The sequence below is a fragment of the Pyxidicoccus sp. MSG2 genome (assembly GCF_026626705.1).
GTDB lineage: Bacteria > Myxococcota > Myxococcia > Myxococcales > Myxococcaceae > Myxococcus.
The window spans coordinates 5,459,837-5,485,168 of record NZ_JAPNKC010000001.1 but is presented as its reverse complement, the minus strand read 5'-3'; the positions used below and the strand labels follow the sequence as shown (position 1 = coordinate 5,485,168).

The window sequence follows — 25,332 nt, the reverse complement described above, 5'->3', positions numbered from 1 at the left end:
TGAGTGGGGTTACACCGGTTCGAACTTCGTGCCGGTGATGCCCACGGCGTCCATCGCGTCCTTGAGGTCCTCGGAGACGATGAGGGCCACGTTCCAACCCCACGGGCGGAAGATGTGCGCGTCGCCGACCTGCGTCGGGTCGATGCGCATGCCGACGACGAGGCGGTACTCGCCCACCCGCTCCGGTTGTTCGTCCTCTGGGGTGAAGTACCGCACCTCCTTGCTGCGGGCATCGTCGATGCAGCGGATGGTGCGGAGCGTGTTGAGGATGAAGTAGGGCCCTTCGTGGCCCTCGACCTGGACGGGGATGAACTGGACGTCCTGGATGCGCTGGTGCTGGAAGAGGTCGACGACTCGCTCGTGGACGACTGGCGTAGCAAAGGAGTCCAGGGTGAAATCGAGAACCTGGCCAGTGGGTCTCACGGGAAAGCGGATCGTGCCCTGCTGCTCGAGCCTGCGACCCTCGAAGAACTGCCAGTGATGCACCTCCAGCCCCTGCTCATTCCGAGGGGCTCTCAAGTGCCACCGCTGTCGGATGCGCATGTCGTCCGTCAGCCTGAAGTAGCGATTCGTGGGCATCTCTCTCACCATCATCTCGTAACGAGTTGGTGGAGCGAAGAGCCATGCGTGCAGAGTTCATCCGCTACGCGCCTCAGTTCCCGCAACAGGTTGCCGCGGCATTGGTCATGGGTCCGGCAGGGTCCGAGCGCGGTCTGGAGCCGATCGAATATCTCTGCGTGATACGCCTCGGGGTGAGGGCCCAGGTGGCCCTTCAGATAGACGAGGTTCGCCGGGTCCTCCAAGCTCATCCCCGCCCTCGCGAAGAGTTCCTCGAAACGAGGCGTCCACGGTCCGCCGCGTACTTCAGCGCTGTTGTTCTTGTTCGTGGCGAGATGGTGCCACTGGTGGCCGTCCTTCTTCACCGTGCCGTCCGTGCACGCACTGCCCGCTCCGCCTGAAGCAGTGCTGGCCGCCGTGCCCACCGCTACGCCGCTGACCACCAGCGTGCCGTCCGCCACCATCTGCGCCGTCGTCGCGCTCTGCCACGTCAACCCTCCGGGCATCGCGTACCTCGACGGCGTGAGCAGCGACCACAGTCCGCCCTCGGGCACCTTCGGCAGCGCCTTGCCCACTCCGAAGGTGGCCACCAGCACCACCGCCCTCAGCGCCGTGCCTCCCATCGCCCTCCCGAAGCGCTCGGCCACCGCCTCCAACTCCTCCACCGTCCTCGCCGCCTCCGCGTCCTTGTAGAGCTGGTAGCAGGCCAGCCCCAGGTTGCGCAGCTCCAGCAGCCCCACCGCAATCGCCAGCCTCACCGTCAGCGCCGCCGCGAAGGCCTTGGAGAAGACTGGCTCCGGCAGCGCCCACGCCGCCAGGTACACCACCACCGACAGCGTCACGCTGGCCAGGAAGGCCGGGGAGCGGAACAGCTCCTCCGCCGCGTCCCGGATGCCGGGCCCCATGTACCGGGGAGAGCGCTGCAGCGCGAGGTAGAGCCGGCTGTGCGCCAAGGAGCCCGGCAGCGGCAACGGCGAAGGGCCGTACTTCGCAAGGAACTCTTGCCGGAGCCGCAGCTCCCACTCGGCTGGTCCTCCCTCGGTCGCCAGTGCTCGCTGGAAGCGGGGCGCAGGCATGTGGCGCAAGGCCTGGTGGAAGCCGGCCAGCACCGCGCGGGCTTCTTCCGGACTCAACGTCTCCCAGGCGGGCACGGGGGCCAGCGGAGTGAAGAAGAGTTGCACCCGGTCTCCCGACAGCCGCGTCGTCCGCACGACTTCAGGCCGGGCAAGACTGCCTCCGTCACCCGCACGCCCGTCCGGTGACGAGGCGCACGAGGCCACCAACACCGAGCAGCAGACCAGGGCCATGCGTAACAGCGGGGGAGCTGTCCTCATGCGCGGGCAGCTTGCACGACACACCCCTGACGCGCACTTCCGCGGCGCTTCTCCATTCAGTGGGCACAGCGGCTCAGGAAATTTCGGATGCCGTGGCGCACCGCCCCCGTGCTCGCGCGGCCTACGCACTCCCCTTCGCGAGCTGCCGCATCAGCTCCGCCTGTTCCGGGTACAGCTTCACCAGGGACTCCGCGGACGGCATCTCCCAGTCCGCGAAGTCGAAACCCGGCGACACGGTGCAGCCCACGAGCGTGTACTCCCCACTCGGCACCGCCGCCTGCAAGACGCCCGCGTGCACCACCACCTGCGGCTGCTCGCCCTTCGTCACATCCCTCCCGAGCACCACCGTCTCCACCCGGCCACTCGCTCCCACGAGGAGCAGCTCCAACGGATGCCCGTCGTAGAAGTGCCACACCTCGTCCGAGGTCACCCGGTGCCACGCCGCGAACGAGCCTCGCGGCAACAGGTAGTAGATGGCCGTGCCCGCCGAGCGCACGCCTCGCGGCGTCTCCACCGCCAGCGCCGCACGGTACGTCTCCTTGTAGAAGCCACCCTCGGGATGCGGCACCAGCCCCAGCCTGCGCACGAGCTCATCGACCATGGCCGCGCAGTGTAAGCGTCCCGTGCCTCACTCCGGCAGCGGCGTGGCGACGTAGTCCCGGCCGCTGTCCTCATGACAGCCATGGCACGTCGAGTGGCCCCGGCCGTAGTAGTTGTCGCCGTAGTCCGGCCCCAGCCCCTCGAAGAAAATCCACGTGTCCTTCCCTGCCCCCTCGACCACCTTCACGTCGAGCGCATGGCCCCGCAGCGTCCTCCCCTCCGAGTCGTACAGCTCCTTCACGGTGATGCTGCCTGGAGGGTGCGTGGCGTTGCCCGCGCGCATCGACTCCACCAGCACGTCGTTGAAGAACACGCGGACCTTGGGGCCATGTGAGCGCACGGAGTCACGAGGCGCCGGCTCGGCGAGCCACGTCGTGTAGCGCCCCTCGCGCACGAAGGCGGTGATGCCCGCCTCCGACGTGTCCAGGTCCCCCACCAGTCCCACGTGCTCATCGACCGAGGACGAGGGACCACAGGCCGCGAGCAGCACGGTGACGACAACGGGCAACAGTCGCATGGAAGGGACCTCGTGACGGAGCTGGGATGCACGGCCCGCGATGGCGGCTGTGCCCACTACGCCGCGAACACGGCCCCGGTTACGGCTGAGCCGCCGACCGCGCCTGAGGGGAGCCGCGCAGAGGAGCTTGCCGGTACACACAGCGCGCGTGTCTGGAAGCCCGGCTCCAGGGCCGAGCATGGCCGCGCCCCGACCCAATCACCGGAAAATCCTGCCTCATTCTCCGTGCTTGCGGGCCTCCAGCGGCCGGTCGGGACTCCAACCTCGCGGGTCCCCGTGTGTCGCCCCTCCCTGTTAGGGTAGCGACCCAGGAGGTAGTCAGGACTTGCTCCAACCATTTCCTCGGGTCATGCTGGTGCTTACCACCTTGGCAGGTATGACGGCGGTCGCGGGAGAAACCGGTGTGGAGCGGCAGATGCGTCAACGGCACATCACCCTCTCCGCGGAGAATCCGGCGACGACGCACGGAGTGCACGTCGCGGCCGGCACCGCCACCGTGCTGCTGTTCGACTCCCCCGTGCTCCCCGCCAGCGTGGAGTTGGGCGCGTCGCGTGAGCGCTTCGAGCGCATCGACATCACCGAGCGCGCCCTCATCCTCCTGCCCCGCATGGAGCTCACGCCCCACGAGCGCATTCCCCTCACGGTGCGCTTCGCGGACGGCCACTTCCCCAACCGGGCGACCTTCGCGCTCACGACCGAGCCGGGAGAGGTGGACCTCCAGGTCCGCGTCTTCCGCACCGCGCTCGCACCCGAGGCACTCGTGGAACAACTGGGCGCCGTGCAGGCCCGCTGCGAGGACTCGGGACGCTTCTCCAACCTGCTCTTCTCCCGGGATTTGGGGAACGGCATCGTCGCGGAGCAGCTGAACTCCCGTGTCGCGGGCGACGAGGACTCGCCGCACTTCCACGTGGCCGACCTCCGGGCGTTCGTCGCCCCTGGCCTCATGGCCCTCGCGGTCACCCTCCTCCTCGCCGAGGGTCAGCCCCACTGGCGGCCCGGCCGGGTGGAGGTGCTCGACGAGCAAACCGTGGAACAGATTCCGGTGCGCGCGGCGGACCTGGATGTGCAGACACTCCGGCCCGGAGTCATGGGGAGGCTCGTCCTGGAGCTCCGCGCGGGCCCCGCATCCACCGCCGAGCGGGTGCGAATCCACGTCCACGAGCAGGGTGGCTCACGCATCCTGAAGTTGAAGGGCGTGCGCCTTCCACGTCCGCCGCCCGGAGTGGCCCATTGACGGTGGCGCATCCACTCACGCTCCGCCCGGGCATGACGGTAGGCCCCTGGCGCATCCTCGCGCCGCTGGGCTCGGGCTCCTTCGGCATCGTGTTCCAGGTCGAGCACGCGGGGCAGCGCCATGCCCTCAAGTTCGCCCTGCGAGGCCCCGGCAGCGACGACCTCAACCACACCGACGCTCGCGCGGCGAAGGAACTGGCCTGCCTGCTCCAGGCCGTCCACCCCAACGTGGCGCGGGTCTGGGCCCATGGCCGGTGGCCGGATTCGAGAACGGGCTACCACTACGTCGTCATGGACTTCGTGGACGGCTCCACGCTGGACGGCTGGGTGAAGCGAGCGCGCCCGTCGGCCCGCCGGGTGGCCCGCCTCTTCGCGCGCCTGGCTCGGGCCCTGGGCGAGCTGCACGCGCGCGACGTCTTCCATCGCGACCTCAAGCCATCCAACATCCTCGTGCGCGCCGACGACGATGAGCCCGTGCTGGTGGACTTCGGCAGCGCGGACCATGCCGAGGCACCGCCACTCACCGAAGGCACGCTTCCTCCCGGTACGACGCGGTACCGCAGCCCGGAGGCGCTCCGCTTCCACCGCGAGCACCATGACCGGCCTGACGCGCGCTACCCCTTCCGCGCCACAGATGACCTCTACGCCCTGGGCGTGACGCTCCATGAGGTGCTGACGGGCGCGCCCGCGTTCTCACCGACCCTGCCTCGGGAGGTCCTCATCGAGCACATCGAGGAGCGGCTGCCACCCCTGCCTTCCGGAGTGAATCCCCGGGTTCCCGCTGCGCTGGAGGCCATCACCCTGCGACTGCTGCGCAAGCGAGCCCGGGAGCGGTTCCCCCACGGAGAGGCCCTGCACGCGGCCTTCGAGGAAGCGCTGCGCTCCGCCGGACCCGAGTGGGACAAGCCCCTGTTCCCAGGAGCAGCGCCGCCCCCGACGACACCGGCGCGCAATGACGCAACGGGCAGCTCATCGGGCCCGCATCCCGAAGCACCCTCCGCCGGCAAAGCCTCCGCCCCCGCCTCCGGTCCACATCCTGCTCCCGACGCCCACGCCGCTGCCCGGCGGCCCGCTTCCTGGCACCTGCTGGGAGCGGGAGTCCTGCTTGGACTGCTGGCCATGCTCGGCTGGAAGAGCGCGGGAGCGCCACACGCTTCGGAACAGCTCCTGGCCCCGACGCCCACCGCGCATCCAGGAGCGAGCCACTCCGCCGCTGAGCAGCCGACGACGACGATGGATGCGGGTATGGAAGAGGGGCTGCTGGAGCCCTCCCCCACCACGAGAGAAGAGCCTGTGACGAACCCGACGACGCCTGGAACCCCCAAGCCTTCCGCACCGGGAGCACTGAAGCGCGCGCTTCCGCGCTGTCTCGCGGGAGTCGCCGCGGCCGCCAGCCTCCACTGCGCGAGCACCACCTATGCGACTCCGGTGGGCGAGCGGCCCCGCCGAAACCAACCCTGCTCGACCGATGCCATGCGCAGCATGGATGAAGTGCTGCGGGGGTTCCGAGGGCCGTACCGCCTTCCGCTGATTGCCACCGCCCAGCTCGACTTCCACCAGGACTACGCCGACGGCGACGTGCTCATCGGCGGCCTGAGGACGGGCTCCATCAGCAGCATCGTCCGGAACCCCGGCGCGTTCCCCTCCAACACCGTGCTGCATGGCTGGGTGTGGGTGAATGGCGAGGACGCCGAAATCCAATGGTTCGAAGCCGACATCCCTCGCCACGGGAAGGAGTCCGCCACCCGCATCACCATCTGCGCCCGGGTGGGGAACCCGCAGCGCCGGACGGTGCGCCACGCACCGGGCTCCACTCCGAAGGACCCCATCTGGGTGCGGACCGATGAATACGTGGTGGTGGACCGGTGGTGACGCGCGGACCTGTGCGCGCCACCCTCTCGGCGGCCCGCGCCCCGCTACTTCTTCTTCTGGTGCATGGCCGAGGCCACCAGGTTCATCAGCTTGAGCTGCACCGGCGACAGCTTGCGAAGGTTGCGCATCAGCCGGCGCATCTCCGGCGTGTCGTCCTCACGGGCCTTGTTGGCGACGTTGGGCGCCGCCTTGTCCTTCGCGGGCGGCGGGGCGGACAGGTCCTCGCCCAGGCCGAGCAGCTCGTGCGGTGGCACGTGGAGCACCACGCACAGCCGACGCAGGTTCTGCACGCTGGGCAGCATGTGCCCGCGCTCCAGCCGCCCGTACACCTCCGACGCCATGCCAATCCGCTCCGCGACATCGGCCTGCGTCAGTCCCATGCGCACCCGGGCGGCCCTCGACGCGGCTCCCAGCATGCTCGCCAATTCTGTGTCCATGCGTGTGTCAGTCCACGAAAGGAGGGGCCCCGTTCCAGGCGCCTCGGAGGCCCTTAGATAACCCTCAAGGTCGGGTACTTTCACCATACCTTCAGCGTTTTTTCAAACAAGGCTCGGCCCCGCACCACGGCCCGTTGCGGGCGCTGCGTGCATTGTGCGGAGTCACGCGACTCCAGCGTCCGCCCGTCGCCTTTTCCACGAACGGCGCCGAGGGCGATTCCTCGCGGAGCGCCGCATGTCCAGGCTCGCGGCGCATTCCAGTCCTCACGCACGGAGCCCACGCATATGGATTCCATCGGACGCCGCAGGTGGGCCATCGCCGAGGGCTGGATTCCCAGCCAGAGCACCGGGCCCGCTCCTGAGATGGCGAGCCACGAGACGGCCTGCCTCCTCAACACGGGAGCGCGCGACGCCCACGTGGAGGTGACGCTCTTCTTCAAGGACCGCGAGCCCGTGGGGCCCTACCGCGTCACCGTGCCCGCGCGCCGCACCCTCCACCTGCGCTTCAACGACTTGAAGGACCCGGAGCCCGTTCCCCGCGACACCGACTACGCCAGCGTCATCCTCTCCGACGTGCCCATCGTCGTGCAGCACACGCGGCTGGACTCGCGCCAGGCGGAGAACGCGCTGATGACGACCATCGCCTTCTCCGAGTGACGCCCGTCACCACGGCTTCACGTGTCCACGCCGCGTGCCTCGGCCGTGGCCGTGTCCTCCGCATCCAGCAGCGCGCGCCTGCGCTCGGCCGCGGTGAAGAGCATGGCCAGCGGCAGGCCGAGGAAGACGGCGTGCAGCACCACCTGGGGGAACTGCGGCACGTCGAGGAACCACGGGTAGTAGCCGCGCCCGACGAACTGGAAGCTCACCAGCCAGATGAACATGCCGAAGAGCATTCCCACCGCGGCCTGGAACTCCCAGCGGCCCCGCCCGTCCGGCGTCAGCATCGCGTCCAGGAAGGAATAGAGCAGTCCGGAGAGGGCGGACAGCACCACGTGGACGCCGAACCCCACGAGCAGCGCCGTGGCGGCGGACACCTGCGGGGTGAAGGCGGTCGGCCCCAGCGCCACGCCCGCGGACATGCGGACGGGCCGCATGGCGCTGTCACCCGACGCCACGGCCAGCACCACCTCCGCCAGCGCCAGCACCACGCCCGCCGCGACGCCGAAGAGCAGTCCATTCGTCGCCGACCAGGGGGTGTACTTCCGCCGAGCCATCGCGCCTCCTTGTCGGGGCCGCCGCACGCTCGGCCCCAGGCGTCAACGTGGGCATGCGGCGCGCGGGCGGGCAGCCGGTGCGCGGCGGGTGCTCGGGGCTCCGCTTCCCCAGCGGCCGCGCGGGCAGTCCGCTGCCGGACGGGGGACGACACCCGCGGCCACTGACGGCCGGCCCCCCCGCTCCGCTATCCGGGAGACAGGCGAGCCCTCCCCCGCTCCCGGGGACCGGGCGCCCGCCAGGGGAGACCCCATGTCACGCTTGATTGGCTGTCTGGCCGTACTGGCCTGCCTCACCCTCGTGCCCGGCTGCGGGGACGATGACGACGATGACGGCGGCGATGACGACACGCTGGAGTGCCCGACGGGAGGCACCCAGCTCACCGAGCAGAACTTCGGCCGGGCCTTCCTGGACACCTACTGCACGCGCTGCCACAGCTCCACGCTCACCGGGGCCGCGCGCAACGGAGCGCCCGTGGGCTTCGACTGGGACCTCATCGCCTCCGTGCGCGCGCACGCGGAGCAGATGAACGAAGAGGCCGGCGCCAACGCGGACGGCAGCGTGAATACCGAGATGCCCCTGAACGACCCGCGCCCGTCCGACGCCGAGCGACGCCAGCTCTCCGAGTGGCTCATCTGCGGTGCGCCGTAGCGACACCCCAGGCCGCGCCGCCCCCCGCGCGGAGCGTGGCCTCGCCCCCACACCCGGGGCCGGCCCCGGGGCACGTCTCCCCACCAGGACGGCCCCTCCTGTCGTTTCTTCCGCCGCTCCGCGCCACGGCCTGTAACTCCTTCACCCTGAGTCGCGGCACACCTGGGCATCCACCCGGACTCCCGGCGAGTGCGGGCAGGCACGCCATTGGCAAGGAGCGAACCCGGAAAGGAACGACGAAGCCGGGTATGCCGCAGCTCCGCCACCACAACCAGGGTCCGTACCGCGTGCACTATGCGCCCCAGGCCTGGCGCGAAGTGGGGCGCATGTCGGCGGAGACCTTCCTCGCGCTCCAGGAGGTGCTGGAGGGGCTCGGCGAAGCCACCGGGCGTGACCCCGCGGCCACCACCAACGGCCTCGCCCGGCACGCGCTGCCGCAGCACGGGCTGGAGCTCGAGTACACCTGGGACGAGCGCTCGCGCACCCTGACGCTGCTGTCGCTCGTGCGCGTTCCGCGCAAGCCGTGAGCGGCCCCGGCCGCGCCCTCAGGCCACCGTGCCGCAGAGGCTCTGCACCGCGTCCAGCAGCTCCTCGACGATGAAGGGCTTGCGCAGCAGCCCGCGCGCGCCCGGCGGCGCCTCCGTGGAGACGGCGGTGAGCACCAACACCGGCACGCCCTGCCACTTCGGCGTCTCGCGGATGCGCGCGAGGAACTCGTGGCCGTTCATCACCGGCATCATCAAGTCCAGCAGGATGAGGCACGGCCGGCGCATGTGCTGGAGCTCGTCGAGCGCCTCGCTGCCATTGGCGGCGATGACGACGTCGTAGCCCTCCCCCTCCAGGATTTCCGCGATGGCGGCCCGGATGTCCTCGTCATCCTCCACGACGAGCACGGACCTGCGCGGCGCAGCGGTGGCCATGTGCGAAAGCATAGAAGCCCCGCAAGCCGCGCCGCGACCGGGAGCGCCCCCCGAGCCAGCATTAGTGGACAGAAATCCACCACCCGGACGCGGAGAGCCGCCTCCCCAACACAAATTTCCGCCAGGCCTCGAAACGACGCTTTTTTAGTTTGAGCTCGAAACGCGAGTGAGGCTTGTTCATCCAGAAGGCCACGCCGGGGTCCGAGGAGCGTGCAGTCCCTCACGGGAGGCTCGGGCGGCGGTGGGCCAGGGGTTACCTCCGCGTGGGGCGCCTCCCTACCTTGGAGCGGTCATGTCCCGTATGGCAGAGGGCACCAGGGTGCGCGGACAGGGAGGCGGCGAGGCACGGCCGTGGAAGGCACGGGCCTGGGCGGAGCTGGAGACGGCCCGGGCGCGCGTGCTGCGGATGCTCGCCGGGCTGCCGGAAGCCGAGCTGCTGCGCCAGCACTCGCCGCTCATGTCGCCGCTCGTCTGGGACGTGGCCCATGTCGCCAACTACGAGGAGCAGTGGCTGCTGCGCGCGCTCGGCGCTCCGGCCCTCACGGACCCGGCGTTCGACGCCATCTACGACGCCTTCCGGCATCCACGCGCCACGCGCTCGGAGTTGCCGCTGATGGGGCCCGGCTCCGCCTTCGCCTACGCCGCCCGCGTGCGCGAGGCGGTGCGCGAGCACCTGGACTCGCTGCCCGACGCCAGCACGGAGCCCCTGCTCGTGGGCGGCTACGTCTTCGGCATGGTGGCGCAGCACGAGCAGCAGCACGCGGAGACGCTCGCCGCCACGCTGCAGCTCATGACGGCGGTGGAGTACCGCATGCCGTCGCCCCGCGCGCGCCCGCGTCCTGGCGCGGCGGCGCTGTCGGAGGTGCTCATCCCCGGCGGCCCGGTGCGCCTGGGCAGCGAGCACCCGTGGGCCTACGACAACGAGCGCCCCGCCTTCGTCACCGACGTGCGCCCCTTCCTGCTGGACGCGCACCCGGTGACGAATGGCGACTACCTCGTCTTCGTCGAGTCCGGCGGCTACGAGGACGCGCGCTGGTGGCACCCGAAGGGCTGGGACTTCATCCAGAAGGAAGGGCTGCGCCACCCTCAGTTCTGGCTGCCTCAGGGCCACCATGTCTGGCTTCGGCGGCGCTTCGGCCTGGTGGAGCCGCTGCCGAAGGACGAGCCGGTGCAGCACGTGTGCTGGTACGAGGCGGACGCGTACGCGCGTTGGGCCGGCAAGCGCCTGCCCACGGAGGCCGAGTGGGAGAAGGCCGCGCGCGGCAGCGACGGCACGCCGCGCGAGCACCCGTGGGGAGACGCGGCGCCCACCGAGGCGCACGCCAACCTGGGCGGGGACACGTGGGGCCCGGCGCCGGTGGGCAGCTACCCCGCGGGCGTCAGCCATGACGGCGTCTGGGGACTGCTGGGCGATGTCTGGGAATGGACGGCGAGCGACTTCCGCCCGTACGCGGGCTTCGCCGCCTTCCCCTACCGCGAGTACTCCGAGGTGTTCTTCGGAGAGGACTACAAGGTTCTGAGGGGAGGAGCGTGGGCCAGTGCGCCGGTGGCGGTGCGCAATGGCTTCCGCAACTGGGACTTCCCCCACCGCCGGCAGATTTTCGCCGGCTTCCGCTGTGCACGTGACGTGAGGTGAGGCGATGCGGGTGAGGACGGCGCAGACGACGGGGACTCCGGGCGGCGGCACGCAGCGCGCCCCGGGGGTGAGGGTGGACGTGTACGTGCGGCCGGGCGACGCGAAGCGCGCGCTCCGCGCGGAAGCGCTCCAGGGACTGTGCGGCAATCCCAAGGAGCTGTCTCCGAAGTGGCTCTACGACGAGCGCGGCAGCCAGCTCTTCGACGACATCACCCGGCTGCCGGAGTACTACCCGACGCGGCGCGAGCGCGAAATCCTGCTCGCCCATGCCGGCGACGTGGCGCGGCTGAGCGGCGCGGACACGCTGATTGAGTTGGGCAGCGGCACCAGCGAGAAGACGCGCCTGCTGCTGGACGCCATGGAGGAGGCGGGCGCGCTGTCGCGCTTCGTCCCCTTCGACGTGAGCGAGAGCTTCCTGCGGCGCGCGGCGGACTCGCTGGCCCGCGAGTACCCGGGCATCAGCGTGCACGCGGTGGTGGGCGACTTCGAGCGGCACCTGGGCCAACTGCCCGGCGGCGGGCGGCGGCTCGTGGCCTTCCTGGGGGGCACCATCGGCAACTTCAAGCCGGCGGAGCGCGCGCTCTTCCTGCGCGAGCTGTCCGCGGGGCTCCAGCCGGGTGACGGGCTGCTCCTGGGCACGGACCTCATCAAGGACCGCGAGCGGCTGTACGCCGCCTACAACGACAGCGCGGGCGTCACCGCCGAGTTCAACCGCAACGTGCTCAAGGTGCTCAACCGCGAGCTGGGCGCGGACTTCGAGCCGGACGCCTTCGAGCACTTCGCGCCCTTCGACGAGAAGAACGCGTGGATCGAAATGCGCCTGGTGTCCAAGCGCGCGCAGGCGGTGTGGCTGTCCACGCTGCGGCGGCGCGTGGACTTCGCCGAGGGCGAGGTGCTGCGCACCGAGGTGAGCTGCAAGTTCGAGCGGCGCCAGGTGGAGGCGGAGCTGGCGGAGGCCGGCCTCACCCTCGCCGAGTGGTGGACGGACACCGCGGGCGACTTCGCGCTGTCCTTGGCGCTCAAACGTTGAAATCTGAGAATAATCTCGCGCGGGCGTCGCAACTTGGCGACGCTGGGGCCGAGAATCGTTCGATGCCGGACGGGTGTGGCCGGCAATCGGGGTCCAGGGCCGGGGACCCTTCTGGTCGCCTTCCTGAAGTGGGTTCGCGCGTCGGGGTGACACTCCTTCCTCCTGCCGGAGAGGGAGCATCGGGAGCCTGACGTTTTGCCTCCTGGCAACGGAGGCTCCCGGGGTCTTCTCGACCCGTTCGCGCACCACCGAGGGAAGGGTTGGCCAACACATCCCGCCGGGGGGAGCATCGGGCGGGTGGCTGGGCTTCAACCCGCCGCCACGCCCGATGTCTTGCGGGGCTGCCGGGTGCATGCACCACGTTCCACGGAAGTGCTCACGCGGATGGACTTCGTGCGTGCCGCTCGAGCTGGAGCGGCGGGCCCGGGAAGAGCGCCCTCACCACGAGGCGGTGAGGTGGGACGCGGCCGGAAGCGAGGGCCGCGCCGGGAACGACGTTGCGCGCGTCAGCGACGCGGCGGGTTGCGGCGCGACGGCGCGCGCACGGGCACCGGCACGGGCTGCGCGGTGGGGCGCGTCCACGCGGCCCAGAGCCCGGCGACGACGGTGGCGATGACGCCGCCCGCGACAATCACCTGCTCCCCCAGAGGTCCAAGGTCCACGGTGGCGAGTGGAAGGGGGAGCATTCCGGAGAACGACATGCGGGGACTCCTGGCAAGGCACTGCGTGGGAGGTCCTGATGGGTCCGGCTAGGCACCCAACGCGGGCCGGGGAAGTGCAGGTTAAGTAACCGTGACAGAATGTGGAAGTCCCTCAGCGACGATGGCGACGCGGCGTGCACGGAAGTGCACCCCTCGTCCTGTCCCGCGGGGCTTCCTCCCCGTCACGAATTTCATAATCGGTTGGACACGCGGCGCACGCCGGATGTTCACGCGGGCGCCACGCCTGCCTGCCTCCTCTCTCGCGCGTCTCGCGGCGCCGGCCTATCCTGAGCCTCATGCCGTCCGACCTCGCGAGCGCGTTTCTGACCTTCCCCGGCAGGCGCTGGACCCCCGAGGAGTACGACGCGCTTGTCCGCTCCGGCATCCTCGCGGAGGACGAACGTGTCGAGCTGCTCGAAGGAAGCCTGGTCCCGATGACGCCGCCCGGCCCCGCCCACACCAACCTCATCGCGCGGTTGAACTACGCCTTGGTATCGGCCACGCAGGGCAAGGCGCTGGTGAGCCCACAGAGCCCGCTGGATTGTGGTGACAGTCGCCCTCAGCCGGACCTTGCCGTCCTTCCTCTCTCGGAGGACCGGGACGACCGACTGCCGCGAAAGGCGTTCCTGGTGGTGGAGGTCGCGGACAGCTCGCTTGCGCGGGACAGGCTCAAGTCGGCCATCTACGCCAGGGCAGGCATCCCCGAGTACTGGCTGGTGGACGTGGCCGCGCGCACGGTCGAGGTCCACACCGAGCCCACCGCCCGACGCGAGGCGCGCTACCGGACGGTCCATCTGCTCGGCGTGGAGGACACGTTGACCACACCGACCCTGCCGAAGCTCAAGCTCTCGCTCGCCACGCTCTTCGGACGCGGCAGGCATTGAGCGCACGGGCTCCGACAACCGGGAGCCCGCGCACACTCCCCCAGCAATGGGAATGAGCGCCCGAGCTTGCCGGACGCCAGCGCCAGTGCACCTTTTCGAGCGGCGGCAACGCGCGCACGAAGCCTGCGTCAGGTCCGAGCCCCCGAGCCCGCGGACTCCTCCCGCGCTCGCTCGCGCTTCATGAACTCCACCTTCATGCACCGGTCCTGCACCACGCGGATGCCGGCGCGGGCCAGCTTCTCCGCGGCCGCGTCGTTGCGGATGCCGAGCTGGAACCACACGGCGCGCGGCTTCTTCTTGAGCAAATCGTCCACGTGCCCGTCGATGTCCTCGGGCTTGCGGAACACCTGCACCACGTCCACCGCCCCGGGCACGTCCGCCACCGCCGAGTACACGGGCTGGCCGAGAATGGGCCCCTTCTCCCCGTGCACCGACACCGGGACGATGTCGTAGCCGTGCGCCTGCAGAAAGTGCGGCACCGCGTAGGCCGGCTTGTGCGCCTGGCTCTCCGAGCGGATGCCCAACACCGCCACGCGCCGGCTGCTCGCGAGGACCTCCTGTACTCCGGCATCGTCCTCGACGAGGTTGTCCTTCCAGTCCATGACTGCCTCCCTCGACGGAAGGTTGCCACGGCCGGGCCCGGCGGCGAGGGAGCACGTCACCCGAGCCCCCAGGCGGGGCCTACTTCGGCGCGGCCTGGACCTCGATTTTGCGGCACGCCTCGTTGGCCTCGAGCACGTCCTCCGGCGAGGCACCGGGCAGGCTGGCGCAGAGGAACAGGTCATCCCCCAGCCGCCGCGCGCCGAAGAAGCCGGGCGTCTGGAGTCCCAGGCCACCATCCGCCAGCTTCGGCGCCATGGTGATGCGCAGGAGGGTGTAGCCCTCCGTCTCCTCCTCCTGGTCCAGCGACACCTCGTAGCCCTTCAGCTCCCCGCGCACGCGGTCCGCGAGGTCATCCACCGAGGGCTTCTGCGCGCCCTGCCCGCGCCGCAGGTCCACCCGCAGCACCGGGCGGCCGGGCGGGCCCGCCTGGAAGCTGTCGTCGGGCGCCACCTGCGCGGACCAGCCGTCCGGCAGCGGCACCTTCACGCCCGAGCGCATGGACGAGCCATGCGCCGAGGCGTCCGGAGCAGTATCAGCCGGCGCGGCGTCCTCCTGCTTGCAGCCCTTGCAGCCGGGCAGGAGGCCGAGCGCGAGCACCCACGCGATGTGCTTCCGCGAGCGCACTACTTCTTTTCGCCACCCGGAGGAGGCGGCTTCCCGCCACCGCCGATGTTCTCCATCTTCAGCGAGCCCTCGAAGATGACGCCGCGGTCCATGGACAGCGACGGCGTCTCGAGGTTGCCCTTCACGCGGCCGGGCGTCTTGAGCTCGATGACCTGGGTGGCCTTCACGTTGCCTTCGACCTGGCCGTTGATGATGACGGTGCCGGCCTGGATTTCAGCGTTCACCTTGGCGCCGTCACCGATGACGAGCACGTCCTTGGTGACAATCTGCCCGTTGAACTTTCCGTCGATGCGGACCTGTCCCTCGAACGTGAGCTTCCCCTCGAACTCGCTCCCCTTGCCCAGGAGCGTATGCACCTCACCGGAACGCTGCGACACGGATTCCTCCTCCCGCCTGAACAGAGGCTTGCTGGGTGCTTCGTCTTTTTTCCCGCCAAGGAGCGCCACGTCCTACTCCTTCCTGAGAAGCTTCAAGAGCCGGTCGAGGTCATCGTACGAAAAGAAGTCCACCTCGATGGTGCCCTTTCCTGGGCTGCGTTCAGTGAGCCGAACCTTCGTCCCCAGTCGCCGCTGAAGCTCCTCCACCAGTGACTTCACCTGCGGGCTCTGCTTGGGCGGCGACTTGCCCGCATCCTTCTTGCCCGAGGAGCGACTCTGCTGGACGAGCCGCTCCGTGTCACGCACGGAGAGCTTCTTGTCCGCTACCTGCTTCGCCAGGTTCTGCAGCTCCGGCAGCCGAGGCACCCCGAGCAACGCCCGCGCATGGCCCATGCTCAGCGAGCCGTCCGCCACCATGACCTTCACGTCGTCGGGCAGCGCGAGCAGCCGCAGCGCGTTGGCCACCGTCGAGCGCTCCTTGCCCACGCGCTGACTGACCTGCTCCTGCGTGAGCTTGAACTCCTCGACGAGCCGCTTGTATCCCAGGGCCTCTTCAATCGGGTTGAGGTCCGAGCGCTGGAGATTTTCGACGAGGGCCAACTCGAAGGCCTGGACCTCCGTCACATCCTTGACGATTGCGGGCACTTCCTTGAGGCCCGCGGCCTGGGAGGCCCGCCAGCGGCGCTCACCGGCGATGATGCGGTAGCCGTCTCCGTCCTTGCGGACGAGGATGGGCTGGAGCACGCCCTGCGCCTTGATGGAGTCGGCGAGCTCCTTGAGCTTCACCTCGTCGAAGTGCTGGCGCGGCTGCTCCTTGTCGCGGTGGATGGACTCGATGGGCAGCTTGAGGACGCCGGCCTTGTTGGCTGCCTGCTCGCTGCCCTTGCCACCGGACGAGGGGGCGGCCTGGGGGATGAGGGCGGAGAGCCCACGGCCGAGCGCCCGCTTCTGCGTGTCTGCTTTCACCACGTCGTGACTCCAGCGCCGCGGCGACTTTCACGGCGGCCATGAACGACAAAGGCTCCCCGGCAACCTCGGAGAGCCCCCGCTGCTTCCGGAAGACTTCGGCTCACTTCAGGCCACGCGACGGCGCGGCGACTTGGGGGCGTCGCGCTTCATGAGCTCGCGGCCGAGCGCCAGGTAGCTCTCGCAGCCCTTCGACTTGATGTCGTAGAGGATGATGGGCTTGCCGAAGGACGGGCACTCGGACAGGCGCACGTTGCGCGGCACCACGACTTCGAAGACCTGCTTCTTGAAGTAGCCGCGCACCTCGTCGACGACCTGGTGGGCGATGTTCGCGCGCGAGTCGAACATGGTGAGGAGGATGCCCTCCATCTTCAGGTCCGGGTTGAGGCCCTGCTTCACCAGGTCGATGGTGTGCGTGAGCTGCGAGAGGCCCTCGAGCGCGTAGTACTCGCACTGCAGGGGGATGAGGACGGTGTCCGCGGCGGCGAGCGCGTTGAGGGTGAGCAGGCCGAGCGACGGCGGGCAGTCGATGATGACGTAGTCGTACTCGGCGGCGAGGGGGCGCAGGGCCTCGCGGAGGCGGAACTCGCGGCGCTCCTGGTTGACGAGCTCGACTTCAGCGCCGGTGAGGTCCGGCGTGGCGGGGATGACCTGGAGGTAGCGCAGCTCGGTGGGGTGGAGCAGCTCCTTCATGGGGCGGCCATTGAGGAGCGCTTCGTAGATGGTGCCGTGGAGGTCGTCGCGCTTGAGGCCGAGCCCGCTGCCGGCGTTGCCCTGCGGGTCCATGTCCACCAGGAGCGTGCGGCGCTCGGCGGAGGCCAGGCTCGCGGCGAGGTTGATGGCGGTGGTGGTCTTCCCCACGCCGCCCTTCTGGTTGGAGATGCAGATGATACGACCCACGTGGCCCATCCTCTCTCTTCCCCGGCCGGTGCCAGGGCCCCGCGCGTGAAGCAGTGCACGGTTGCGCGCTGATCCACGCTCCTAGCACCCGCTTCGGGGGAGGATCAAATTGTCGGCGAGCCTCGCCTCCCTGCTCTCTTCGCCGTGTTTCCGCGAGGGTGGACGCGGGCGGCGCCAGGGGAATGGGGCACGGTGGAGGGGCGGCGTTGGGTCTCGATTCGGTGACGGAGTCGGGTGGGGTGGAGCTGTCCACGGCATGCCGCACGTGAGCACGTGCGCGGTGGCCGACCCGGGTTGAGGGTTCGCGGGTTCCGGGTGGGCGGTTCGGAGGACCCGCGATGGGGCGCGCCGTGGGTGCCGGGATGGGTCGATTCCCGCTCCCTATATAAAGGAGGTGGCGCCCGTTCCCGTCCTCGTGGCTGGAGGCAGGGTTCCACGGGTCGCTGGCCTGGATGCTGGGGAGGCAGGAGCGACTGGGCCGGGAATCGGTGGCCCATGGCGGGTCGGTACGACTGCCTGCCTGGACCGGGAGGGGTCCCATGTCAGGCCCCTCTATAAGGATGCGGCCGTGCGGTCTGCTCCGGGTGCGGCGGTGCCTGGGTTGGCTCGCCGGCTGTGGGGCCGACCAGGGAAGCAGGCGAGGTCCTGTGAGCCGTTGGCGGTTCAGTGCGTCCGAGCGCGCCGTTGAGGAACTGCCCGATGGACGGCTTCGTCGCACGGACTCGCGAGGGAGGGGCTGCCGCGCACGGAGTCCACGCGGAGGAACTTCATCGCAGGGGGCTCGATGCGTGGCGCCAGGGGTCGGGTGTGCCAGGCAAGCTCACGGCCTGTCGGTTCGATGGACCGCGTGAGGCTCGGCTCCGTGTGATTCAGGCTTCGGACCTGTGAGACCTGCGCAGCATGCGGACTCAAGTGGAGGCGTGGCGTGGAGGCCCCACGCCGTTCCCCCGGCTGCCGGTTGGGCCTGTGCGGTCTCGAGTTCGAGCGAGCGCGGTGAAGCATTGGCTCCTCACTCGGCGGCAGCTGCGCCTCCGCGTCCGTCCGCCGGGCCCTCGCGCAACGCGCTCCGATGAAGCTCGCATCTCCCGGTCCATCGGGCGTGACGTCCATGCGCGGACTCAAGCGCGGCGATGCAGCTCATTGCCAGCCAGTCCAGGTCTCCAAACGGCAAGCGGGGAGCCCATGCCCGGCAGCACCTGCGGTCCCCTTCCCCGCGCAGCGAGCCGCATGGGCGGACACGGCAGGGATGCCGCTGCACCTGAACTCCGCTGAAGCCCGCGCGCGGGTCGCCACAGTGGTGTCACGTCAGTGGCCGTGACGGCGAGATGAGCCGTGCCCGGTCGCGCGTCATGCGCCCCTGTGCTGGCTCCTGCATGCGGGGCGCTCCCTGAGCAGGGTGATTCGCTGCCGGGATTGGGTCGTGAGTTCCCGCCCCTTCCCTTCTTGGGTTCGGCTCGCGCGCAACCGCTGCCGACCAGCGCACGAGGGTGAGCCCGAGCCGCGCGCTCCATCAGCCAGCGCCCTGCGCATGAACAGGCTTCACGTCACGCAGTGCCGAGGTGACGTCATCCCCGGTTCCATGCGAGCCGCGTTCGCGCGCCGGACCAGGCTCCCGCGTGCAGTCAGGTCAACGGCTGACGCATCCACAAGCCGCACGGGCCTGAGACACCCGGGTGCAGTCCAAGGGTTCCGCCAGGAATGGACCGAGCCAACACCGATGCGGACACCACGGCGACGGAGGCCCATGCATGACGGAGTTCCGTGCCTGGAGGACCCGGACTCAGGCTCGAAGCGCAGGCTCCGGTCCCGGGTGAAGCGTGCTTCCGCCACCACACCTCTCGGCCCAACCACCTTCCCACCATGGGACGTCCGCAGGGCACTTCGCGCGGACTGAGGACCACCGTCGCTCTCCGGCACCGAAGGCCCCTGCACATGCGCGGTTCTCTCCCGCGAGGGCCGGGGCACTACGCTTGCGCCGAGCCCGTGGTCGACCGCGGCGACAGTGCCCTCACTGCGCTGCACGACTCCGCCGCAAGTCGCGGTCGCTTCCATGGGGCATCCCGTGCCGTGCACCCATGTTCGGCGTGTCCCCGTTCGGGCCCCATGAGCCCGCACGGCGATGCGTTGCGTCCCCTGGCCAGAGCATCCGCGCAGAAGCAGCCTGGGGCATGCAGTCCCTACCGCTTCATGCGAACCGCATGGCGGATGAGGCATGAGCCTCGGAGCTTCACGTTGGCCGACTCCGCCCGCCTGAAATGCGGCATGCCGTGGTTCGGTGGCAACGGGCCTGTCGAGCCGTGCGGACCGGCAGTGGCTCCACGTTCCACGTGGAACGCGCGGGGACCCTCGGTAGCGCTGTCTTCGCTTCAGCGCGACAGGCGCCAGTGGATGGGAGCACCGTCGGCATGCCGGAAACTCTTGATGGAGTCCCGTCATCCACCGGGCCGGTCGCGACACCGAGAGCGGCATCATGGCCGCATCACTCCGACCGCAACGTCATCGCCACGAACGTGATGTGTCGGCAGGCGCAGGCGGATGGGCTCCCCGTTCCACGTGGAACCCAGCTCCGCCTTCCCGCCTTCCACTCCACCGTGGCGGCCCCGCCTCCGGACTTCGCGCGAGCGCTTCCATGGACCTCCACCAGGTCCGCACATGGACCGCTCCCTGTCCCGCCAACACCACCCGGTGTCGCCATGAGAAGCAGCAGGTCTCCACGTTCCACGTGGAACGAGTCGCTGCGCGCTGTCTCCATGTGGAGCGACTGCGGCGGGACCCCACGTTCCACGTGGAACGAGTCGCTGCGCGCTGTCTCCATGTGGAGCGACTGCGGCAGGACCCCACGTTCCACGTGGAACGAGTCGCTGCACGCTGTCTCCATGTGGAGCGACTGCGGCGGGACCCCATGTTCCACGTGGAGCGGGTCGCTGCGCGCAGTCTCCGCGCAAACCGGCGGCGCCAGACCTCCACGCCCCGCAAGTCACGAACCCAGACCTCTTGCCGCCGCATGGAGTCTCCGCGCGAAGCGACCGCCAACGGCATCCACGTTCCACGTGGAACTCGCCCTGACCTCTCGATACCGCGCGGTGTCTCCGCGTGAAGCGACAGCCAACGGCATTCACGCTCAACGCGGCACATGCCCCTGACTTCTCGCCGCTGCGCGGTGCCTCCGCGCAAGGCATGAGCGATAGGCCTCCACGCTTCACGTGGACCGCTTCGTGCCCCCGACCACCGCGCGCGGTGTCTCCGCGCGAAGCGACCGCCAACGGCATCCACGTTCCACGTTGAACTCGCCCCGACCTCCCGGCCCTGTATCGCGCCTCCGCACGAAGCTGCGGTGTCGGGCTGCCATGCTCCAGATAGAGAAGAGAGCACCCTGCCCTCACCACCACGCGGAGTGTCCGCGCTGAGTCGATGGCGACGAGCCTCCCTGTTCCACGTGGAACCGAACGCCGTGCACATCACCCATCCAGGCATCGTGAGCACCGGCCCGACTCCACGGTGGTGCCGGTGATGAGCCCTCGCGTTCCACGTGGAACGTGGCCTCGTCGTTCTCCAGGTCCGCGCACGGGCTCCACGGGTCCGCATGAAGTCGCGACCACGAAGCGGCGAGGTTCCACGTGGAACAGCCCCGTTTCCTCAAGTCCGCAACCCCGAGCCGTGGCCACTGCACCTGCCCTTGTCTGCATGACGGCGCGGCTCAGGGGCGCTGCTGCGTTCCACGTGGAACACGGCCGCGCTTCCGCTTCCGCGGGCCACACCGCGAGGCCATCGCTGACTTCCTTCGGTCCGCATGAAGCGCGAAGTGAAGCCATCCGCGTTCCACGTGGAATGTGATGCCGCGAGGTTCAGTTCAGCGGCGGTTCGAACCCGCGTCGCCGTCGAGCTCCCTCGCGCAACTCACGCTCCACATGGATGCATCGTCATGGGTGCATCGTCACACGGGTCCGCCCAGCAGCGGTCTGAACCAGTAGCCATGAAGCACCAGGTGACGCTGGCCACGTTCCACGTGGAACGCGAGGTCACGGGCCCGGTTCCGCGGGCAACTGGAGTCGGTGCGCGTGAACCACTCGCTGTTGCGCATCACGCTCCGCGAGGCTCGTGCTCACGCACGACTCAGCCGCGCGTGAGGCTCGACCGGTGAGCACGACACACGTGCTGAAGCTGGTAGCGCGACGCTTGGAGCGCGATGCCGTGCGGGTGGGCGTGATGACGGCTTGAAGCGATGTGCATGAATCACCCGATGCACGTGGCCGCGTTCCACGTGGAACGTGATGCCGCGCGAGCTGAGGCGGTGATGGCTTGAACCGGCAGGCGTGAGTCCACATCTGCCCCGCTCCTCTTCCCAGCACATGACCCCGCACATGGCCGGTCGGAAGCGGCACGCGGTGGATGGCCTGAAGGACCGAGTGGAGCCTCCCGCGTTCCACGTGGAACGCGGGAGGCACTCTCGCGAACGCGGTTCGACTCGCTGTGCACGAAGGTGCGGATGAACCACCCGCGTTCCACGTGGAACGCGGGAGGCACTTGCGCGCCGTGCGAGCGTGGTCTGAGTTGCGGCGCCCGGAAGTGCGCATGGAACGGCCTTGTTCCACGTGGAACCTGCCGTCGCTCACGCCAGTGCGCACGCGGTGCGAACCGCTGCGCATGGGAGACCGGATGCTTCGTCGTGTTCCACGTGGAACCAGGCGTCACCCACGCCAGCGCGAGCGCTGTCCGAACCGTTGCGCCTACGGAACCGAAGAGGCCTCCGTGTTCCACGTGGAACGTGAAGTCAGTCACGCATGAGAGGCCGCGCCTGCGAACCGGCGTGCCTGATGAAGCCGCCAGCGTTCCACGTGGGACGTGCGGCCGCGTCGTTCACCCAGCACCGGTTCGACCAGGTGCTCTCGCGGAACACGCCAGGCCATCGCGCTTCACGCGGGACGTGATGCCGCGCGTGCTCGTGATTCGACCTGAGGCGTTTGAGAACGGAGCCACCCACGTTCCACGTGGAACAGCAGGACGCCATCGAACGCTCGCATCCGTGCACACGCCAGGAACACCTCGCAGTCCACTGCGCGCCACCGTCTTCTCCCTGACGGGAGCGCCCGTGCCCGTCGTTGACGGCGTCGTTCGCGTCGGGTCACCTCGGGACCGAATGCCTGAGCGCTCAGCCCCGCCCGAACCTCCGACAGACGACGAGCTGCACTTCCGCACCTTCTCCGCGGCCATGCCCCAGATTGTCTGGACCGCCACGGCCTCCGGCGAGACGAACTACTTCAACCCCGCATGGCACGCCTTCACCGGCCTGTCCACGCACCTGCTCGGCGCGGCGGCCTGGAATGCCGCGCTCCACCCCGATGAGCTCGGCACCGCGGTGGACACCTGCAAGCAGGCCGATGCCACGGGCTCGCCCTTCTCGCTCGAGCTGCGCCTCCGCCGCGCGGACGGCACCTGGCGCTGGCACCACACCCAGTCCATGCCGGTGACGAACCCGGACGGCTCCGTCCGCTTCCGGCTGGGCACCGCCATCGACATCCATGAACAACGGCTCGCACGCAGCCGGCTCGAGGAAAGCGAGCAGCGGCTGGCCCTGGCGCTCGAGTCCTCGTATCTGGGCACCTGGGACTGGGACATCGCCACCGACACGCTGCGCTTCGACCCGCGCTGCGAGCAGGTCTTCGGCATGGCGCCGGGCTCGTTCCGCGGCACCTTCCATACGGACTTCATCCAGTTCGTCCACCCCGACGACCGCGCCCGCGTCATCGCGCAGGTCGAGGCCAGCGTCCGCGAGCACTCCTCCTACCGCCTCGAGTACCGCACCGTCTGGCGCGACGGCGGCATCCACTGGGTCCAGGCCCTCGGCCGCGCGTACTACGACGCGGTGACGGGCCTGCCCCTGCGCATGGCCGGCACCGTCGCCAACATCGACGAGCGCAAGACGCAGGAGGCCCGCTTCGAGCACCTCGTGCAGACCGCCGGACTCGGGCTCTGGTACTGCGACCTGCCGCTCGAGGTCATCGACTGCAACGCCATCTACCGTGAGCAGCACGGCCTTTCCCCCGAAGGCCCGGTGTCACGCGAGCGCGTGCGCCAGTGCGTCCACCCGGAGGACGTGGCCCGGGTCGTCGGAGCCTTCCACCGCGCACGCTCGGAGCAGGTGCCGTATGACGTCCGCTACCGCGTGCTCGTGCCGCGCGGCGAGGGCGGCGGCGTCCAGGTCCGGTGGGTCCACGCCCAGGGCCGTGTCTTCTTCGACGCGCACGGCAAGCCGAAGCGGTTCGACGGACTCACGCGCGACGTCACCGCCGAGCAGCAGCTCGAGGAGTCCCTGCGCCAGACGCTGCAGGAGAAGAACGAGTCCCTCCAGACGCTGGAGGTGGTGAACTCGACGGGGCAGGCGCTGGCCGCGGAGCTCCAGCTCGAGAAGCTGGTGCAGGGCGTGACGGACGCGGCGACGCGGCTGTCCAGGGCCGCGTTCGGCGCGTTCTTCTACAACGTGCTCAACGAGCGCGGTGAGTCGTACATGCTGTACACGCTCTCCGGCGTGGAGAAGGAGGCGTTCTCGAAGTTCCCCATGCCTCGCTCGACGCCCGTGTTCGAGCCCACCTTCAAGGGCACGGGCATCGTCCGCAGCGATGACATCACGAAGGACCCACGCTACGGCCACAACCCGCCGCGCCGCGGAATGCCCGAGGGCCACCTGCCCGTGCGCAGCTACCTCGCCGTGCCCGTCATCTCGCGCTCGGGCGAGGTGATTGGCGGCCTGTTCTTCGGCCACCCCACCCCGGGTACCTTCACGGCTCGCGAGGAGACGCTCGTCGCGGGGCTCGCGGCCCAGGTCGCCGTGGCCATGGACAACGCCCGGCTGTTCCAGCGCGCGCAGGAGGCCATCGCTTCACGCGACACGTTCCTGTCCATCGCCTCGCATGAGCTGCGCACGCCCATCACCTCCATGAAGATGCAGGCGCAGTACGTGCGCAGGCGCATCGCAGCGGCCGACCCGGCCGCCTTCGAGCCCGAGCGCGTCACGCGGCTCGTCGAGCAGACGGAGCGCTCCATCGACAGGCTCAGCCGGCTCGTCGAGGACATGCTCGACATCTCCCGCATCGCCACGGGGCGGCTGAACATCCAGCCCGAGCCGGTGGACCTCGCCGAGCTCACCGGTGACGTGGTGGAGCGCTTCCAGCAACAACTCACCGCGGCCGGCCATGCGCTCGAGCTGCACCTGGCGTCCGGAGTCGTTGGCCGGTGGGACCGCTACCGGCTGGAGCAGGTGCTGGCGAACCTGCTCACCAACGCGCTCAAGTACGCGCCGGGCACGCCGCTGAAGGTGACGGCGCGAGCGGTGGGGAGCTCGGCACTGCTGGAGGTGCAGGACAGCGGACCGGGTATCGCTCCCGAGTTCCAGCACCGCATCTTCGAGCGCTTCGAGCGGCTCGTGAGCGCCAGCGAGGTCAGCGGGCTCGGGCTGGGACTGCACATCGCCCGGCACATCGTCGAGGCACACGGAGGCACGTTGCGCGTGCGCAGCGCGGTCGGCGACGGCGCAGCCTTCATCGTGGAGCTCCCCGTCGCGGGGCCCGCCTTCGACGTCGCGGCTCCGACTCAGGCGCGCGGCGCCACGGGTTCCACGAAGTAGGCCTGCTTGTGTCGAGGCTCGGCGTCGTACGCCGCGGCGAGCTTGCGGGCGACGTCCTCGCTCGGGTGCACGGCCACTTCGACACGGTTGCCGTGCTCGTCCTGGCGGATGACGGCCCAGCCACTTCGCGGCGGATTCGCCCGCGCCGACGGCGGTGTTCCACGCGCCTCGACGGCGTACCACTGCTTGTGGGCCCGAGCCTCCATCAGCCGTGCGAGGCACTCCGCACGGGCGCGGACCTGCATCACACAGACATCATGGCGATTGCCCGTGTCGTCCTGCCGGTAGACGGCCCAGCCGTTCCTCGCACGAGGCCTTCCTTCGTCCGCGCGCCACTCCACTTCCGCGCTCCACCAGCCGAGGTGCGCGAGCGCGTGGTCGATTTCCTCCGCGTCCGTGAAGACATGGAACGAGTCAGTGCGCTCGCGGTAGAGGGCCACCACCGTCAGGCCGCAGTCCGCGCGCCAGAGCCAGAACTCCGTCGGCCCGAGCCCGTCACCTTGCACGTCCCTTCCGTGCGGCGGGCCGAGGCGTCGCTCGAAGCCGGCACGCGACTCGCGCGCGAGCACGTCGTGGTTGCGGTCGTACATCCAGACGAGTGGCCCTTCCGTGCGCAGCGGCTTCATCCGTGGCACCCCCGCCACGAAACTAACGGT

Annotated in this window: 23 protein-coding genes; 9 read left to right on the top strand and 14 right to left on the bottom strand. The window is 69.7% G+C overall.

Features of this window, described 5'->3' with window-relative positions:
- Positions 1-9 precede the first annotated feature (9 nt).
- From OV427_RS21270 to OV427_RS21255, 4 genes are all read right to left on the bottom strand, one after another.
- Complete coding sequence (locus OV427_RS21270; RefSeq protein WP_267857970.1) at positions 10-579, bottom strand: imm11 family protein; 570 nt, start codon at positions 577-579, stop codon at positions 10-12.
- An 11-nt stretch (positions 580-590) separates the two neighbouring features.
- Positions 591-1,865 (bottom strand): AHH domain-containing protein, encoded by a 1,275-nt coding sequence (locus tag OV427_RS21265; RefSeq protein WP_267857969.1) that lies wholly within the window; start codon positions 1,863-1,865, stop codon positions 591-593.
- 148 nt (positions 1,866-2,013) lie between these two features.
- Positions 2,014-2,493: a cupin domain-containing protein gene (locus OV427_RS21260; protein WP_267857968.1), complete on the bottom strand. Its 480-nt coding sequence runs from the start codon at positions 2,491-2,493 to the stop codon at positions 2,014-2,016.
- Positions 2,494-2,520: 27 nt separating this feature from the next.
- Positions 2,521-3,009: a hypothetical protein gene (locus OV427_RS21255; protein ID WP_267857967.1), complete on the bottom strand. Its 489-nt coding sequence runs from the start codon at positions 3,007-3,009 to the stop codon at positions 2,521-2,523.
- A 349-nt stretch (positions 3,010-3,358) separates the two neighbouring features.
- Here OV427_RS21255 and OV427_RS21250 point away from each other — a divergent pair, with 349 nt between their 5' ends.
- Both OV427_RS21250 and OV427_RS21245 read left to right on the top strand, forming a co-directional pair.
- A complete protein-coding gene (locus OV427_RS21250; RefSeq protein WP_267857966.1) occupies positions 3,359-4,243 on the top strand; it encodes a DUF2381 family protein in 885 nt (294 codons plus the stop codon).
- A 2-nt stretch (positions 4,244-4,245) separates the two neighbouring features.
- On the top strand, positions 4,246-6,114 hold the full coding sequence (locus OV427_RS21245) for a serine/threonine protein kinase (protein ID WP_267857965.1): 1,869 nt from the start codon (positions 4,246-4,248) through the stop codon (positions 6,112-6,114).
- A 44-nt stretch (positions 6,115-6,158) separates the two neighbouring features.
- On the opposite strand, the gene OV427_RS21240 is transcribed toward OV427_RS21245, so the two are convergent.
- A complete protein-coding gene (locus OV427_RS21240; RefSeq protein WP_267857964.1) occupies positions 6,159-6,551 on the bottom strand; it encodes a helix-turn-helix domain-containing protein in 393 nt (130 codons plus the stop codon).
- Between the two features lie 285 nt (positions 6,552-6,836).
- On the opposite strand from OV427_RS21240, the gene OV427_RS21235 reads away from it, so the two are divergent.
- Positions 6,837-7,208, top strand: coding sequence for a sensory rhodopsin transducer (locus tag OV427_RS21235; RefSeq protein WP_267857963.1), 372 nt, complete (start codon positions 6,837-6,839; stop codon positions 7,206-7,208).
- Positions 7,209-7,225: 17 nt separating this feature from the next.
- Here OV427_RS21235 and OV427_RS21230 read toward each other — a convergent pair whose 3' ends face one another.
- Positions 7,226-7,765: a hypothetical protein gene (locus tag OV427_RS21230; RefSeq protein WP_267857962.1), complete on the bottom strand. Its 540-nt coding sequence runs from the start codon at positions 7,763-7,765 to the stop codon at positions 7,226-7,228.
- Between the two features lie 250 nt (positions 7,766-8,015).
- Here OV427_RS21230 and OV427_RS21225 point away from each other — a divergent pair, with 250 nt between their 5' ends.
- Positions 8,016-8,414, top strand: coding sequence for a c-type cytochrome (locus OV427_RS21225; RefSeq protein ID WP_267857961.1), 399 nt, complete (start codon positions 8,016-8,018; stop codon positions 8,412-8,414).
- 248 nt (positions 8,415-8,662) lie between these two features.
- A complete protein-coding gene (locus tag OV427_RS21220; RefSeq protein WP_267857960.1) occupies positions 8,663-8,941 on the top strand; it encodes a hypothetical protein in 279 nt (92 codons plus the stop codon).
- An 18-nt stretch (positions 8,942-8,959) separates the two neighbouring features.
- On the opposite strand, the gene OV427_RS21215 is transcribed toward OV427_RS21220, so the two are convergent.
- Positions 8,960-9,334, bottom strand: coding sequence for a response regulator (locus tag OV427_RS21215; protein WP_267857959.1), 375 nt, complete (start codon positions 9,332-9,334; stop codon positions 8,960-8,962).
- A 301-nt stretch (positions 9,335-9,635) separates the two neighbouring features.
- On the opposite strand from OV427_RS21215, the gene egtB reads away from it, so the two are divergent.
- Together egtB and egtD are read left to right on the top strand one after the other, a co-directional pair.
- Positions 9,636-10,970, top strand: coding sequence for an ergothioneine biosynthesis protein EgtB (egtB, locus tag OV427_RS21210; protein WP_420718364.1), 1,335 nt, complete (start codon positions 9,636-9,638; stop codon positions 10,968-10,970).
- Positions 10,971-10,974: 4 nt separating this feature from the next.
- Entirely contained in the window at positions 10,975-12,000 is a 1,026-nt protein-coding gene (egtD, locus tag OV427_RS21205) for an L-histidine N(alpha)-methyltransferase (protein WP_267857957.1), read from the top strand.
- A gap of 506 nt (positions 12,001-12,506) precedes the next feature.
- Here egtD and OV427_RS21200 read toward each other — a convergent pair.
- Positions 12,507-12,701: a hypothetical protein gene (locus OV427_RS21200; RefSeq protein ID WP_267857956.1), complete on the bottom strand. Its 195-nt coding sequence runs from the start codon at positions 12,699-12,701 to the stop codon at positions 12,507-12,509.
- Positions 12,702-12,997: 296 nt separating this feature from the next.
- Here OV427_RS21200 and OV427_RS21195 point away from each other — a divergent pair, with 296 nt between their 5' ends.
- A complete protein-coding gene (locus OV427_RS21195; protein WP_267857955.1) occupies positions 12,998-13,585 on the top strand; it encodes a Uma2 family endonuclease in 588 nt (195 codons plus the stop codon).
- A 128-nt stretch (positions 13,586-13,713) separates the two neighbouring features.
- Here the strand turns inward: OV427_RS21195 and OV427_RS21190 are convergent, their stop codons facing one another.
- The 5 genes from OV427_RS21190 to OV427_RS21170 all read right to left on the bottom strand — a co-directional run bounded on the left by OV427_RS21190 (position 13,714) and on the right by OV427_RS21170 (position 17,055).
- Positions 13,714-14,187, bottom strand: a complete 474-nt coding sequence (locus tag OV427_RS21190; RefSeq protein WP_267857954.1) for a CoA-binding protein — start codon at positions 14,185-14,187, stop codon at positions 13,714-13,716.
- A 79-nt stretch (positions 14,188-14,266) separates the two neighbouring features.
- Positions 14,267-14,812: a hypothetical protein gene (locus OV427_RS21185; protein WP_267857953.1), complete on the bottom strand. Its 546-nt coding sequence runs from the start codon at positions 14,810-14,812 to the stop codon at positions 14,267-14,269.
- The gene (gene bacM / locus OV427_RS21180) at positions 14,812-15,258 is read right to left on the bottom strand and encodes a bactofilin BacM (RefSeq protein WP_163999212.1); all 447 of its coding nucleotides are present in this window, start codon (positions 15,256-15,258) and stop codon (positions 14,812-14,814) included. Before bacM ends, OV427_RS21185 begins: the two co-directional genes overlap by 1 nt.
- Positions 15,259-15,261: 3 nt before the next feature.
- Positions 15,262-16,158: a ParB/RepB/Spo0J family partition protein gene (locus OV427_RS21175; RefSeq protein ID WP_267857952.1), complete on the bottom strand. Its 897-nt coding sequence runs from the start codon at positions 16,156-16,158 to the stop codon at positions 15,262-15,264.
- 105 nt (positions 16,159-16,263) lie between these two features.
- A complete protein-coding gene (locus OV427_RS21170; RefSeq protein ID WP_267857951.1) occupies positions 16,264-17,055 on the bottom strand; it encodes an AAA family ATPase in 792 nt (263 codons plus the stop codon).
- 5,137 nt (positions 17,056-22,192) lie between these two features.
- Here OV427_RS21170 and OV427_RS21165 point away from each other — a divergent pair.
- On the top strand, positions 22,193-24,676 hold the full coding sequence (locus OV427_RS21165; RefSeq protein WP_267857950.1) for a PAS domain-containing protein: 2,484 nt from the start codon (positions 22,193-22,195) through the stop codon (positions 24,674-24,676).
- Here OV427_RS21165 and OV427_RS21160 read toward each other — a convergent pair.
- Positions 24,643-25,302, bottom strand: a complete 660-nt coding sequence (locus OV427_RS21160; protein WP_267857949.1) for a hypothetical protein — start codon at positions 25,300-25,302, stop codon at positions 24,643-24,645. The genes OV427_RS21165 and OV427_RS21160 overlap by 34 nt on opposite strands.
- Positions 25,303-25,332: the final 30 nt, after the last annotated feature.

Coding starts and splice junctions, on each gene's coding strand:
- OV427_RS21270 (WP_267857970.1), bottom strand. CDS start 579: ATGCCCACGAATCGCTACTTCAGGCTGACGGACGACATGCGCATCCGA.
- OV427_RS21265 (WP_267857969.1), bottom strand. CDS start 1,865: ATGGCCCTGGTCTGCTGCTCGGTGTTGGTGGCCTCGTGCGCCTCGTCA.
- OV427_RS21260 (WP_267857968.1), bottom strand. CDS start 2,493: ATGGTCGATGAGCTCGTGCGCAGGCTGGGGCTGGTGCCGCATCCCGAG.
- OV427_RS21255 (WP_267857967.1), bottom strand. CDS start 3,009: ATGCGACTGTTGCCCGTTGTCGTCACCGTGCTGCTCGCGGCCTGTGGT.
- OV427_RS21250 (WP_267857966.1), top strand. CDS start 3,359: ATGCTGGTGCTTACCACCTTGGCAGGTATGACGGCGGTCGCGGGAGAA.
- OV427_RS21240 (WP_267857964.1), bottom strand. CDS start 6,551: ATGGACACAGAATTGGCGAGCATGCTGGGAGCCGCGTCGAGGGCCGCC.
- OV427_RS21235 (WP_267857963.1), top strand. CDS start 6,837: ATGGATTCCATCGGACGCCGCAGGTGGGCCATCGCCGAGGGCTGGATT.
- OV427_RS21230 (WP_267857962.1), bottom strand. CDS start 7,765: ATGGCTCGGCGGAAGTACACCCCCTGGTCGGCGACGAATGGACTGCTC.
- OV427_RS21225 (WP_267857961.1), top strand. CDS start 8,016: ATGTCACGCTTGATTGGCTGTCTGGCCGTACTGGCCTGCCTCACCCTC.
- OV427_RS21220 (WP_267857960.1), top strand. CDS start 8,663: ATGCCGCAGCTCCGCCACCACAACCAGGGTCCGTACCGCGTGCACTAT.
- OV427_RS21215 (WP_267857959.1), bottom strand. CDS start 9,334: ATGGCCACCGCTGCGCCGCGCAGGTCCGTGCTCGTCGTGGAGGATGAC.
- egtB (WP_420718364.1), top strand. CDS start 9,636: ATGGCAGAGGGCACCAGGGTGCGCGGACAGGGAGGCGGCGAGGCACGG.
- egtD (WP_267857957.1), top strand. CDS start 10,975: ATGCGGGTGAGGACGGCGCAGACGACGGGGACTCCGGGCGGCGGCACG.
- OV427_RS21200 (WP_267857956.1), bottom strand. CDS start 12,701: ATGTCGTTCTCCGGAATGCTCCCCCTTCCACTCGCCACCGTGGACCTT.
- OV427_RS21195 (WP_267857955.1), top strand. CDS start 12,998: ATGCCGTCCGACCTCGCGAGCGCGTTTCTGACCTTCCCCGGCAGGCGC.
- OV427_RS21190 (WP_267857954.1), bottom strand. CDS start 14,187: ATGGACTGGAAGGACAACCTCGTCGAGGACGATGCCGGAGTACAGGAG.
- OV427_RS21165 (WP_267857950.1), top strand. CDS start 22,193: ATGCCTGAGCGCTCAGCCCCGCCCGAACCTCCGACAGACGACGAGCTG.
- OV427_RS21160 (WP_267857949.1), bottom strand. CDS start 25,302: ATGAAGCCGCTGCGCACGGAAGGGCCACTCGTCTGGATGTACGACCGC.